Origin of the sequence: Citrobacter sp. Cpo090 (assembly GCF_030332665.1) — a bacterium.
Classification (GTDB): Bacteria; Pseudomonadota; Gammaproteobacteria; order Enterobacterales; family Enterobacteriaceae; genus Citrobacter; species Citrobacter portucalensis.
The window spans coordinates 634062-647199 of record NZ_JAOWHK010000025.1; the positions used below are offsets into that span (position 1 = coordinate 634062).

The window sequence follows — 13138 nt, forward strand, 5'->3', positions numbered from 1 at the left end:
TCCGTCCAAAAGGTGTCTGATTGTTAAGTGTAAACCAGTGACACAATTTTGAACGGAGACGCGCCAAAAACGCGATTAGGGTACGTCGTAACCCAGCGCCGCTTTACGAATGCGGAACCATTGCTGGCGAGACATGTTCAGCGATTCAGACTCAATGGCAGCACGTACGCGCTCTATTTTTCCTGAGCCAATAATCGGCAGCGGCTGAGACGGTAAACGTAAAATCCAGGCGTACACCACCTGTTCAATAGACTGCGCGTTCAACTCTTCTGCGATTACGGCAAGCTCATTACGTAAAGGCTGGAACGCATCGTCATTAAACAGACGCCCACCACCAAGGCAGGACCAGGCCATCGGGCGAATGCGCAATTGTTGCAGTTGATCTAAAGTACCATCCAGCAGGAGCGGCTGATGTACCGGTGAAATTTCTACCTGGTTGGTCGCCAGAGTAAACGGCAGACGTGATTGCAGCAGTGAGAACTGTGCCGGGGTGAAGTTAGAGACGCCAAAGTGACGCACTTTGCCGCTGTGGTGCAATTTTTTAAACGCATCAGCTACGTCGTCAGCATCCATAAGCGGATCGGGACGGTGAATCAGCAGCAGATCAATATGATCGGTGGCCAGCAGCTTTAGCGATTCTTCCGCACTGGCAATAATATGCGCGCTGTCGGTGATGTAGTGACCCAACGCATTTTCCGCACGCGCCGTCGTCGCGATCCCGCATTTGGTCACAATCTGCATTTTTTCACGCAAATGCGGAGCCAGCTTCATTGCCTCACCAAACGCCGCTTCACACTGGTATCCACCGTAAATATCGGCGTGATCGACGGTGGTAACGCCCAGATCCAGATGCTCTTCAATAAAGCTGACTAGCTGGCGCGCGGACATATTCCAGTCCATCAGGCGCCAGTACCCCATCACAAAGCGAGAAAATTCCGGGCCTTGCGGCGCAATAGTAATACGCTGAACCATAGCAGCTTCCTTTTAAGTGAATGTGCCTCGAGTATACGCAATTACGCTTTTAAAAGAGTGAAGGTTGTTGCGGTTCTTCCGAAGGGTTGGCTTTGTTTGCTCGTAATTTACGCATCAGGCGCTGACGACAAAGCCGCAGCACTTCCTGCTTTTGGGCATCGCTCATATTTTGCCAGTTAAAACGCTCATCCCGACTGCGAAAACAGCCACGGCAAAAGCCGCGTTCGTCAGACTGACATATTCCACGGCATGGGCTCTGGACGGGGAAAAACTCCAGCTGTTCGGCCACATCCCCTCCTTTAGTAAGATTGATATACCTATTGAAGACGTTAACTGAATTTCTCGCAAGCGCTATTGCATTAGACCGACTGGTCTATTACACTCCTTTTCATGAACAAAATCACTGAACACGATACACGCGAACATCTGCTGGCGACTGGCGAACTGCTGTGTATGCAGCGCGGCTTCACCGGCATGGGTTTAAGTGAGTTACTCAAAACCGCTGAAGTCCCCAAGGGTTCGTTTTATCACTATTTTCGCTCTAAAGAAGCGTTCGGTGTCGCGATGCTGGAACGCCACTATGCGGCCTATCATCAGCGACTGGCTACGCACTTTGATACGGGTGCGGGAAACTACCGCGACCGTATTCTGGCCTACTATCAGGAAACCCTGAACCAGTTTAGCCAGCACGGCATTATTAGCGGCTGTTTAACTGTAAAACTGTCTGCCGAGGTGTGCGATCTGTCAGAAGATATGCGCACAGCGATGGATAAAGGCGCGCGGCACATTATTGTGCTGTTAGCGCAGGCGCTGGAGAAAGGTCAGGCCAGCCATTGTCTGTCCTTTGTTGGCGAGCCGTTACAGCAGGCGCAGGTACTGTATGCGCTGTGGCTTGGCGCCAACCTGCAGGCCAAGATTTCTCGTAGCGCTACTCCGCTGGAAAATGCGCTGGCGCACGTTAAACACATCATCACAACGCCTGCCGTTTAACAGGCGTTTTTATTTTCTTTATTACTAGACGACCGGTCTATTCAGGAGTGCCACATGTCATCTGAAAAACTGTTTTCCCCACTGAAAGTGGGTGCCATTACGGCAGCAAACCGCGTATTTATGGCGCCACTGACGCGTCTGCGCAGTATTGAGCCTGGCGACATCCCTACTCCGCTGATGGCCGAGTATTACCGTCAACGCGCCAGCGCGGGTCTTATCATCAGCGAAGCGACGCAGATTTCCGCACAGGCAAAAGGCTATGCCGGAGCACCCGGCTTACACAGCGAAGCGCAAATTGCCGCATGGAAGAAAATCACCGCTGCCGTACACGCTGAGCAAGGTCATATTGCTGTCCAGTTGTGGCACACCGGGCGCATCTCACACGCCAGTCTGCAGCCAAACGGCCAGGCTCCAGTTGCACCTTCCGCGATTAGCGCTGGAACCCGCACCTCGCTGCGCGATGAAAACGGCCTGGCAACGCGTGCCGATACCTCAATGCCACGTGCGCTGGAAACCGAAGAGATTCCGGGCATCGTTAACGACTTCCGTCAGGCGATAGCCAACGCGCGCGAAGCGGGTTTCGACATGGTTGAACTGCACTCTGCCCACGGCTACCTGCTGCACCAGTTCCTGTCGCCAACGTCTAACCAGCGTACCGATCAATACGGTGGCAGCGTCGAAAATCGTGCACGTCTGGTGCTGGAAGTGGTTGATGCTGGTATTAAAGAATGGGGTGCCGATCGCATTGGTATTCGCGTCTCGCCAATTGGTACGTTCCAGAACGTCGACAATGGTCCGAACGAAGAAGCCGATGCGCTGTATTTGATTGAACAATTAGGCAAGCGCGGTATCGCTTACCTGCACATGTCCGAGCCGGACTGGGCCGGTGGCGAGCCGTATTCCGATGCGTTCCGCGAAAAAGTTCGCGCGCGCTTCCACGGTCCTATCATTGGTGCTGGTGCCTACACCCCTGAAAAAGCAGAAGCGCTGATCGAGAAAGGTCTGATCGACGCCGTAGCTTTTGGTCGCGCCTATATTGCTAACCCGGATCTGGTGGCGCGTCTGCAACGCAAAGCGGAACTGAATCCACAACGTGCCGAGAGCTTCTACGGCGGCGGCGCGGAAGGTTACACCGACTATCCTACCCTCTAACGTCACAATCTCCGTTCTGCCATTGATAGCGGCGTAACAACGCCGCTATACTAAAACAACATTTTGAATGTATTAGCCATTTTCGAAGGGGAAAAAGATGCGTTTACTCCATACCATGCTGCGCGTGGGTGACCTGCAGCGTTCCATCGAGTTTTATACCAACGTGCTGGGCATGAAGCTGCTGCGTACCAGCGAAAACCCTGAATATAAGTACTCTCTGGCTTTTGTCGGCTACGGTCCTGAAACCAGTGAAGCAGTAATCGAACTGACCTATAACTGGGGTGTCGACAAGTATGATCTGGGTACTGCCTATGGCCATATTGCTCTGAGCGTAGACAACGCGGCTGAAGCCTGTGAACGTATTCGCCAGAATGGCGGTAACGTAACGCGTGAGGCAGGTCCGGTAAAAGGCGGCACCACAGTGATTGCGTTCGTTGAAGATCCGGACGGCTATAAAATTGAGCTGATCGAAGAGAAAGACGCCGGGCGCGGCCTGGGCGATTAATCTCCCCCCTCGGGCGCAGATCGTCTGTGCCCATAGTTTTATACTCATCATTTTGCCATAATACGCGCTGCAATTTTCCCGTATTAAGAGACCCAGATGTCCGATAACGCTCAACTTTCCGGTCTGTGTGACCGTTTTCGTGGTTTTTATCCTGTCGTCATTGATGTCGAAACCGCAGGGTTCAATGCCAAAACCGATGCACTGCTTGAGATTGCAGCCATCACACTGAAAATGGATGAACAAGGCTGGCTGATGCCGGACACGACGTTACATTTCCACGTAGAGCCGTTTGAAGGTGCCAATTTGCAACCGGAAGCGCTCGCCTTTAACGGTATTGACCCTAACAATCCGCTACGCGGTGCGGTCAGCGAATATGACGCTCTGCATGCCATCTTCAAAATGGTGCGTAAAGGCATTAAAGACAGCGGCTGCAATCGGGCGATCATGGTGGCGCATAACGCTACTTTCGACCACAGTTTTATGATGGCGGCGGCAGAACGCGCCTCGCTCAAACGTAATCCGTTCCATCCATTTGTCACCTTTGATACGGCGGCATTAAGCGGCCTGTCACTGGGGCAAACAGTGTTGTCAAAAGCGTGCCTGGCGGCGGGAATGGAGTTTGACGGGAATCAGGCGCACTCGGCGCTGTATGACACCGAACGTACGGCCGTGCTGTTTTGCGAAATCGTTAACCGCTGGAAACGTCTCGGCGGCTGGCCTTTGCCGGTCCCCGAAGAAGCGTAACGGCGACATAAAAAAAGCGACCATTTCAGGTCGCTTTTTTACTTCTGCTGATATTACTCAGCGTCCGGCTCTTCGGTTTTGTATTTCGCAGCTGTTTCTTTAATCAGCTGCTGCAACTCACCGCGCTGGTACATTTCGATCAAAATGTCACAACCGCCAACCAGCTCACCATCAACCCACAGTTGCGGGAAGGTCGGCCAGTTTGCGTATTTCGGCAGTTCGGCGCGAATATCCGGGTTCTGCAGAATATCAACATAAGCAAAGCGTTCACCACAGGCTGACAGCGCCTGCACAGCCTGTGCGGAGAAACCGCAGCTTGGCAGTTTAGGGGAACCTTTCATGTACAGGAGAATCGGGTTTTCAGCGATCTGGCGCTGGATTTTTTCGATAGTGGTGCTCATTATCTTGCTTCCTTAAACTTCTTTTACGGCAGTAGTCTGACATTGTAACGGGTCAGACAGGCAACGGAAAATAACATTTTCATTACGCGTTATTATTTTATCCCCTGACGCTAAAAGTTGCATTCACAATCTCATTTATCCCCTGCAAACATGTGGATTTGATTATCTGCTCACCAACTCCAACGTTAATTGCTGTTTTTTTTTGCGGTCGGTTACGAAACATAGTTTTAAACAAAAAAAGCTATTAACTTTCCCTCTTTCTATAGATTAGAATCGTCAAGTTTTGAAAATCACACGCAGGCACGATAGACCTGCCTTACCAGAGGACTGCTCAGTGGCGCGGATAAACCGAATCTCGATCACGCTCTGTGCTTTACTTTTTACTACACTGCCCTTTACGCCTATGGCTCATGCTTCCAAGCAGGCCAGGACGACACCTACCAATTCTCACACCATCAAAACGGTAGATAAAAAGAAAAGCGCAACAACCAGCCAAAAAACAACAAAGACCAGCAAGAAAACGGCGACAAAAACCACCGGCAAAACCAGCACCAAAACCGCTTCCTCTTCCAAAAAACGTACTGCCACTCCGGCAAAGTCGACTAAAACTGCAAATCGCCGTGGTAAAACTGCCGCAGCACAAACCGCAGCCGTGACCTGGACTGAAAAATGCACACCACGCAAAGGTCATAAACCACGCTGCGTGAAGGTGAAAACTACTGCACCGACTACGCTTGCTGACGCACATAAAGTGAAGGTGCAGAAAGCGACTAAAACCGCTATGTCCACCCTGATGAACCAAATCGGTAAACCTTATCGCTGGGGCGGCTCCTCGCCAAGAACCGGGTTTGACTGCAGCGGTCTGGTTTATTACGCCTATAAAGATCTGGTGAAGTTCCGCATTCCGCGTACCGCGAACGAAATGTATCATCTGCGTGATGCCGCACCAATTGAACGTGGCGAACTGAAAAATGGCGATCTGGTCTTCTTTCGTACCCAGGGTCGTGGAACAGCCGATCACGTCGGCGTTTACGTCGGCAACGGTAAGTTTATTCAGTCACCGCGCAGCGGGCAGGAAATTCAAATCACCTCTCTGAGCGAAGATTACTGGCAGCGCCACTATGTGGGCGCTCGTCGGGTAATGACGCCAAAAACAATTCGCTAAAAACTTACCCTACAGAACATGCTGTAGGGTAAGTTCTTCTTTTGCATAACCTTTCAATTTGCTACCCTATCCTTACTCACAATGAGGCTATTGTGTGTACTCAATATAAATAATAAGGAGAGAAGCAATGTCGTTTGAATTACCTGCATTACCGTATGCCAAAGATGCTCTGGCACCGCACATTTCTGCCGAAACGCTGGAATATCACTATGGCAAACACCATCAAACCTACGTGACCAATCTGAACAATCTGATTAAAGGCACGGCGTTTGAAGGCAAATCACTGGAAGAGATCGTTCGTAGCTCTGAAGGCGGTGTATTCAATAACGCAGCACAAGTATGGAACCACACGTTCTACTGGAACTGCCTGGCACCGAACGCAGGTGGCGAACCAACCGGTAAACTGGCTGATGCAATTGCCGCCTCCTTTGGCAGCTTTGCAGATTTCAAAGCACAATTCACCGATGCCGCTATCAAAAACTTCGGTTCTGGCTGGACCTGGCTGGTTAAAGGAACGGATGGCAAACTGGCTATCGTCTCCACCTCCAACGCAGGTACTCCGCTGACCACCGACGCGACGCCGCTGATGACCGTTGACGTATGGGAACACGCCTACTACATCGACTATCGCAATGCCCGTCCTGGCTACCTGGAACATTTCTGGGCGCTGGTGAACTGGGAATTTGTTGCGAAGAACTTCGCAGCATAAAAAAGATAACGCAGAAGGAATTCCTTCTGCGTTTTTGCATTAATTCGCGGTAGTGAAAGCCTCTTCAGGCTGTCTTCTTGCGGAAATGAACACCAGCAACAGCGCAAGCCCCGCCACAATCGCCCCCATCACCGGTACAAAACTGTAGCCCAGGCCACCAGATATCACCGCCCCACCGGCCGCAGCCCCCAGAGCGTTCCCCAGATTAAACGCACCAATATTTACTGACGATGATAATCCAGGCGCTTCGCTGGCAACGCGCATCACACGCATCTGCAACGGTGGAACGACCGCAAACGTCGCCGCGCCCCAGACCACCATACTCACCGCCGCTCCCAGCTCATTACGCGCAAGGAAAGGAATGGCCAGCATAATAACCATCAGCAGCAGTAAAAAGCCTTTCAGCGTACCGTTGACTGAACGGTCAGCCAGTTTGCCGCCAAAATAGTTACCGATCGAGAAGCCAACGCCTATCAACACCAGCATGCCGGTAACAAATGCCGGCGTAGCATGAGTGATAGTATGCAGAACCGGCGAGATGTAGGTATAAAGCGTGAACATCGCCCCAGCACCCAGTACGGTAGTCAGTAACGCCGACAGCACCTGTGGGCGCATCAACACCGCCAGTTCGCTGCGGACATCCGGGCGCTCTCCTGCTCCACCCTTGGGTAATGAGAAGAACAGGCTAACCATAGCAATGACGCCCAGCCCCGCAGTGGCCATAAACGACATGCGCCAGCCGATGGTTTCACCAAGCCAGGTCGCAGCCGGAACGCCGCCAATATTAGCGATGGTTAACCCCATAAACATCGTTGCCACGGCGCTGGCCTGTTTATGTTTGGGTACCACACTGGCAGCAACCACAGAACCGAGACCAAAAAAGGCTCCATGGTTAAGACTGGTCAAAATACGCGATAGCATCAGCGTGGTGTAATCCGGCGAGATAGCCGAGAGCACATTACCCAGCGTGAAAATCGCCATCAGGAATATTAAAGCATTACGTCGCGCACGATGAGACAGCAGCAATGTCATCAGCGGTGCACCTACCATCACACCTACCGCATAAGCACTGATCAGCATGCCGGCCGCCGGAATCGAGACGTCCACACCTTTGGCAATGACGGGCAACAACCCCATTGGCGAAAACTCGGTGGTGCCAATACCAAACGCCCCGATTGCCAGCGCCAGTAAAGGGTAATTGATTTTCATATTTCGACTCCGTATCGTCGAGCCGTGGCACGACATAAAATAAGAGTCAAAAGCATGACATTGATCGCAAAATTAATAAAGTTAACAAAACTGCAAAAGACTTTTGCTTATTAGCAAACAATAGAGGGGGAGAATACGAGTCAAAGAGATGAGGGAGAGCTAACTCCCTCGGGGGAATCAATGCAGCGCTGCGGTCAGACCACCCGCGACGATCAAACCCAGAACAATAATGGTAGTCACTAACGAAAATTTCAGATCGGTGCTCATCAAGTTTTCTCCTTTTTATTCCCACACAAAAAGTGATATTGCGCATTTTTACACACTTGAAAGCAAAAATCTCTCACGATTTATATTGATAACTGCTTTTAACTCTTCCCCTTTTCGTTAAGATCAGACAAAATTCCACGCTTACTTGATTAGCGTACCGGCCATTGACCCCTTCCTGACGTTCCGTGTCGTTTTCCCGGCGTGCCGCAACCCTTACGTTGCGATAAGGGTGTGTAAAGGCAAACGTTTACCTGGAGTAATCTCAGGAGCTTAGGATATGGTCTGGAGTGAGATGTAATGGCAACAATTAAAGATGTAGCGAAGCGAGCAAACGTTTCCACTACAACCGTATCACACGTAATTAACAAGACGCGCTTTGTCGCGGAAGAAACGCGTAATGCTGTCTGGGCAGCGATCAAAGAACTGCACTATTCTCCAAGCGCAGTGGCCCGCAGCCTGAAGGTGAATCACACCAAGTCTATCGGCTTGCTGGCGACCAGCAGCGAAGCGGCCTATTTTGCCGAAATTATCGAAGCCGTTGAGAAAAACTGTTTCCAGAAAGGCTATACCCTGATCCTGGGTAACGCATGGAACAGTCTCGAAAAACAGCAGGCTTATCTGTCGATGATGGCGCAAAAGCGCGTTGATGGTCTGCTGGTGATGTGTTCTGAATATCCGGAGTCGCTGCTTTCGATGCTCGAAGAGTATCGCCATATCCCGATGGTCGTCATGGACTGGGGCGAAGCAAAAGCCGACTTTACCGATACGGTCATTGATAACGCCTTCGAAGGCGGTTACATGGCGGGTCGGTATCTGGTAGAACGCGGTCATCGTGAGATTGGCGTTATCCCTGGTCCAATGGAACGTAACACCGGGGCCGGGCGTCTGGCTGGCTTTATGAAAGCGATGGAAGAAGCGCTGATTAAAGTGCCTGAAAACTGGATTGTCCAGGGCGATTTCGAGCCTGAATCCGGCTATCGCGCCATGCAGCAAATTCTGTCGCAGTCACATCGTCCGACCGCTGTCTTCTGCGGTGGCGATATTATGGCAATGGGTGCGCTGTGCGCCGCTGACGAAATGGGACTGCGCGTACCGCAGGATGTCTCACTCATCGGCTACGACAACGTGCGCAACGCCCGCTTCTTCACGCCAGCCTTGACGACCATTCACCAGCCGAAGGATTCACTGGGTGAAACGGCCTTCAACATGCTGTTAGACCGTATCGTGAATAAACGTGAAGAGTCACAGTCTATCGAGGTGCATCCGCGCCTGGTTGAGCGTCGCTCCGTTGCCGACGGTCCGTTCCGCGATTACCGCCGTTAAGCCTGTTGTGCGGGAGTCTCATCTGGCTCCCGCAGCCATTCCTTGTTCAACGTTTCACTATCCCCTAAATAGTCCAGTAACCAACTCAATGCCGGTGACGTATCGTTCTGCTGCCATGTCAGACAGCATGCGGCATCAGGAAAGGGGTTCTCCAGTTGCAGCGCAACCCATTTACCGCTATCGATCCACGGCTTGGCAAAATGCGTCGGTACCATGCCCACGCACAATCCCGCGGACAAACAGGTCGCTGAGGATTCCCAGTCCGGCACGACGACGCGCTTTTGGTTATCCAGCAGCCAGGTAATACGCTTCGGCAATGTTCGGGAGGTATCTTCGCGCACCAGTGACGGCCAGTTGCGCAACGTGTCATCACTTAGCGGCCCAGGCATTGACGCCAGTGGATGATGGCTGGCTACCACGCAGCTCCAGCTCAGCATTCCCATATCGCGGAAGGTATAACGCCCCCCGACCGGAATGGCCTGTGTGGCACCGATGGCCAGTTCCACGCGTCCATCAGACAGTGCATCCCACACGCCGTTAAACACTTCCTGAAAAACTAACAACTCCACATCATCAAAGTGACGGTAGAAATCCACGATCATCTGTCGGGTACGCTCCGGGCGGACAATGTTATCGACGGCGATCGCCAGCTGTCCGCGCCAGCCGTTGGCAATTTGCTGACATTGCTGGCGCGTGATCTGCATTTTTTTGATAACAGAGCGGCCTTCTTTTAAAAACCATGCCCCGGCAGGCGTTAATTCCACATCCCGATGGCGTCGCTCAAAAAGTGGCACCGCCAGCCACTCTTCCAGTTGGCGCACAGTGTAGCTTACCGCCGAAGGTACACGGTGTAACTCCTGCGCAGCCGAACTAAAACTACCGTTACGCGCAACCGCATCAACCACTTCAAGTGAATATTCAGACCACATATTCTGCCTGCAAAAAATTTGAAATCAGTAAGCAAATATTAGCGTTTCACAGCGAGAATTACACTCACTACACTCAGCGGTATTGTTCTACTGCTAAAAAAAGAGAAATGATGATGCAACCTGGGAAAGGGTTTTTAGTCTGGCTGGCAGGTCTTAGCGTGCTCGGTTTTCTGGCAACAGATATGTATCTGCCCGCCTTCGCCGCAATTCAGTCCGATCTGCAAACACCTGCATCTGCCGTCAGCGCCAGCCTGAGCTTGTTCTTAGCCGGTTTTGCCGTCGCACAACTGCTGTGGGGACCGCTCTCTGACCACTATGGTCGCAAGCCTATTTTGCTGCTGGGTTTATCTATCTTCGCACTGGGCAGTCTGGGCATGCTGTGGGTTGAAAACGCCACTGGTCTGCTGGTACTGCGCTTTGTTCAGGCCGTTGGCGTCTGTGCGGCATCGGTTATCTGGCAAGCGCTGGTTACCGATTATTATCCTTCACAAAAAGTAAACCGCATCTTTGCCACCATTATGCCGCTGGTCGGGTTATCCCCTGCACTCGCCCCGCTATTAGGCAGTTGGATTCTGGTACATTTTTCCTGGCAAGCCATTTTTGCCACTCTGTTTGCCATTACTCTGATTCTGATGCTTCCGGCGCTGCGTTTAAAGCCAACGGCTAAAGCGCGCGATGACAGCCAGGATAAACTGACTTTCGCCACCTTGCTGCGCTCGAAAACTTACCGTGGAAACGTGCTGATTTATGCCGCCTGTTCCGCGAGCTTTTTCGCATGGCTGACGGGTTCCCCGTTCATCCTCAGCGAAATGGGTTATAGCCCAGCGGTAATTGGTCTGAGCTATGTTCCGCAAACTATCGCCTTCTTAATTGGTGGTTACGGTTGTCGTGCTGCGCTGCAAAAATGGCAGGGTCGTCAGCTGCTGCCCTGGTTACTCATTCTGTATGCCTTCAGCGTTGTAGGCACCTGGGCGACCGGCTTTATTCATCATGTTGCATTGGCTGAAATCCTGATCCCATTCTGCGTTATGGCGATTGCGAACGGCGCAATCTACCCTATCGTTGTCGCTCAGGCATTACGCCCTTTCCCACAGGCCACCGGACGCGCAGCCGCATTGCAGAATACGCTGCAACTGGGTTTATGCTTCCTGGCAAGCCTTGTCGTTTCCTGGTTGATTGCCACCCCGCTGCTCACCACCACCAGCGTTATGCTGACAACAGTATTGCTGGCTGCTGTGGGATACAAAATGCAATCGCAGAAAACTGACGCCCCGCAAACAGATGACCGTGCGCAAATTGCCCACGGAGAGTCGCACTAATAACGGCAGTGGGAATTAGTTAGCCAGCTAACAATTATTGGTTGAATCGTCAAATATTCAGGCATATACTGATTTTCGGTTGTTAAAAAAAAGATAATTTTAATGTGTTAACGGGGACAAGAACGTTCCCGTTTTACCACGGATGGCCTTTTCGGCAAGGGTTTCTCCCTTCCTCTGTTCTACGTCGGATTATAGATTCGCGGATTAATTCCGTGAGATTTCTCACAAAGCCCAAAAAAGCGTCTACGCTGTTTTAAGGTTCTGATCACCGACAAGTGATGGAGAAGCTATGAGTTCATCATGTATAGAAGACGTCAGCGTACCGGATGATGACTGGTACCGCATTACCAATGAATTATTGAGCCGTGCAGGCATTACCATTAATGGCCCGGCACCGGCGGATATTCGTGTAAAGAACCCCGATTTTTTCAAACGCGTATTGCAGGAAGGATCGTTAGGGTTGGGTGAAAGTTATATGGATGGCTGGTGGGAATGCGACCGGCTGGACATGTTTTTTAGTAAAGTCTTGCGCGCCGGTCTTGAAAACCAACTCCCCCGCCACTTTAAAGATACACTACGTATCGCCACGGCTCGCCTGTTCAATTTACAGACCAAAAAACGTGCGTGGATGGTCGGCAAAGAACATTACGATTTGGGCAACGATCTCTTTACCCGCATGCTTGACCCCTATATGCAGTATTCCTGCGCCTACTGGAAAGATGCCAATACCCTGGAAGCTGCCCAGCAGGCGAAGCTCAAAATGATTGCTGAAAAATTGCAATTGAAGCCAGGAATGCGGGTGCTCGATATTGGTTGTGGCTGGGGTGGCTTGTCCCAGTATATGGCATCGCAATATGGCGTAAGCGTGGTGGGTGTGACCATTTCGGCAGAACAGCAGAAAATGGCACAGGAACGTTGTGCTGGGCTGGATGTCACCATTTTGCTGCAGGATTATCGCGACCTGAACGACAAATTTGACCGCATTGTCTCCGTCGGCATGTTTGAGCATGTGGGACCGAAGAACTACGCCACCTATTTTGAGGTGGTCGATCGTAATTTAAAACCGGATGGTCTCTTTTTACTGCATAGCATCGGCTCCAAAAAAACCGACAATAACGTTGACCCGTGGATCAATAAGTATATCTTCCCAAACGGGTGTTTGCCGTCAGTTCGCCAGATTGCCAACGCCAGCGAACCGCATTTCGTGATGGAAGACTGGCATAATTTTGGCGCGGATTACGACACGACGCTGATGGCATGGCACGAGCGTTTCATGAGCTCCTGGCCAGAAATCGCCGATAACTATACCGAACGTTTCAAACGGATGTTCAGCTATTACCTGAACGCCTGCGCAGGGGCGTTTCGTGCTCGCGACATTCAGCTATGGCAGGTGGTATTTTCCCGTGGCGTTGAACACGGTCTGCGCGTTCCCCGCTAATCGTTATCGCCCCCG

The 13138-nt window shown here is 51.5% G+C and carries 15 protein-coding genes; 9 read left to right on the forward strand and 6 right to left on the reverse strand.

Annotated elements, in window-relative coordinates:
• Positions 1 to 75 precede the first annotated feature (75 nt).
• The gene (locus tag OGY83_RS05585) at positions 76 to 972 is read right to left on the reverse strand and encodes an aldo/keto reductase (protein WP_048214269.1); all 897 of its coding nucleotides are present in this window, start codon (positions 970 to 972) and stop codon (positions 76 to 78) included.
• A gap of 49 nt (positions 973 to 1021) precedes the next feature.
• Positions 1022 to 1261, reverse strand: coding sequence for a DUF1289 domain-containing protein (locus tag OGY83_RS05590; RefSeq protein WP_043016432.1), 240 nt, complete (start codon positions 1259 to 1261; stop codon positions 1022 to 1024).
• Between the two features lie 101 nt (positions 1262 to 1362).
• Here OGY83_RS05590 and OGY83_RS05595 point away from each other — a divergent pair, with 101 nt between their 5' ends.
• The 4 genes from OGY83_RS05595 to rnt all read left to right on the forward strand — a co-directional run bounded on the left by OGY83_RS05595 (position 1363) and on the right by rnt (position 4363).
• Positions 1363 to 1962, forward strand: a complete 600-nt coding sequence (locus OGY83_RS05595; protein WP_079937807.1) for a TetR/AcrR family transcriptional regulator — start codon at positions 1363 to 1365, stop codon at positions 1960 to 1962.
• 54 nt (positions 1963 to 2016) lie between these two features.
• On the forward strand, positions 2017 to 3114 hold the full coding sequence (locus OGY83_RS05600; protein ID WP_032943320.1) for an alkene reductase: 1098 nt from the start codon (positions 2017 to 2019) through the stop codon (positions 3112 to 3114).
• A gap of 97 nt (positions 3115 to 3211) precedes the next feature.
• Positions 3212 to 3619: a lactoylglutathione lyase gene (gene gloA / locus OGY83_RS05605; RefSeq protein ID WP_003832762.1), complete on the forward strand. Its 408-nt coding sequence runs from the start codon at positions 3212 to 3214 to the stop codon at positions 3617 to 3619.
• A 96-nt stretch (positions 3620 to 3715) separates the two neighbouring features.
• On the forward strand, positions 3716 to 4363 hold the full coding sequence (gene rnt, locus OGY83_RS05610; RefSeq protein ID WP_003029200.1) for a ribonuclease T: 648 nt from the start codon (positions 3716 to 3718) through the stop codon (positions 4361 to 4363).
• Between the two features lie 53 nt (positions 4364 to 4416).
• Here rnt and grxD read toward each other — a convergent pair whose 3' ends face one another.
• Entirely contained in the window at positions 4417 to 4764 is a 348-nt protein-coding gene (grxD, locus tag OGY83_RS05615; protein ID WP_003832760.1) for a monothiol glutaredoxin 4, read from the reverse strand.
• Positions 4765 to 5098: 334 nt separating this feature from the next.
• Here grxD and OGY83_RS05620 point away from each other — a divergent pair, with 334 nt between their 5' ends.
• Together OGY83_RS05620 and sodB are read left to right on the forward strand one after the other, a co-directional pair.
• A complete protein-coding gene (locus OGY83_RS05620) occupies positions 5099 to 5929 on the forward strand; it encodes a C40 family peptidase (RefSeq protein ID WP_123267112.1) in 831 nt (276 codons plus the stop codon).
• Between the two features lie 127 nt (positions 5930 to 6056).
• Positions 6057 to 6638: a superoxide dismutase [Fe] gene (gene sodB / locus OGY83_RS05625; RefSeq protein ID WP_003029205.1), complete on the forward strand. Its 582-nt coding sequence runs from the start codon at positions 6057 to 6059 to the stop codon at positions 6636 to 6638.
• A gap of 39 nt (positions 6639 to 6677) precedes the next feature.
• On the opposite strand, the gene OGY83_RS05630 is transcribed toward sodB, so the two are convergent.
• Both OGY83_RS05630 and cydH read right to left on the reverse strand, forming a co-directional pair.
• Complete coding sequence (locus OGY83_RS05630; protein ID WP_008784665.1) at positions 6678 to 7847, reverse strand: MFS transporter; 1170 nt, start codon at positions 7845 to 7847, stop codon at positions 6678 to 6680.
• 177 nt (positions 7848 to 8024) lie between these two features.
• Positions 8025 to 8114, reverse strand: coding sequence for a cytochrome bd-I accessory subunit CydH (cydH, locus tag OGY83_RS05635; RefSeq protein WP_003029209.1), 90 nt, complete (start codon positions 8112 to 8114; stop codon positions 8025 to 8027).
• Between the two features lie 297 nt (positions 8115 to 8411).
• Here cydH and purR point away from each other — a divergent pair, with 297 nt between their 5' ends.
• A complete protein-coding gene (gene purR, locus OGY83_RS05640) occupies positions 8412 to 9437 on the forward strand; it encodes an HTH-type transcriptional repressor PurR (RefSeq protein WP_003832757.1) in 1026 nt (341 codons plus the stop codon).
• Here purR and punR read toward each other — a convergent pair.
• The gene (gene punR, locus OGY83_RS05645; RefSeq protein WP_079937805.1) at positions 9434 to 10366 is read right to left on the reverse strand and encodes a DNA-binding transcriptional activator PunR; all 933 of its coding nucleotides are present in this window, start codon (positions 10364 to 10366) and stop codon (positions 9434 to 9436) included. The two genes, purR and punR, sit on opposite strands and share 4 nt — an antisense overlap.
• Positions 10367 to 10479: 113 nt before the next feature.
• Here punR and punC point away from each other — a divergent pair, with 113 nt between their 5' ends.
• Together punC and cfa are read left to right on the forward strand one after the other, a co-directional pair.
• Entirely contained in the window at positions 10480 to 11685 is a 1206-nt protein-coding gene (punC, locus tag OGY83_RS05650; RefSeq protein WP_003843529.1) for a purine nucleoside transporter PunC, read from the forward strand.
• Between the two features lie 289 nt (positions 11686 to 11974).
• Positions 11975 to 13123 carry a cyclopropane fatty acyl phospholipid synthase gene (gene cfa / locus OGY83_RS05655; protein ID WP_286635433.1) on the forward strand — a complete coding sequence of 383 codons (1149 nt, stop codon included), beginning with the start codon at positions 11975 to 11977 and terminating at the stop codon, positions 13121 to 13123.
• The last annotated feature ends 15 nt before the right edge of the window (positions 13124 to 13138 follow it).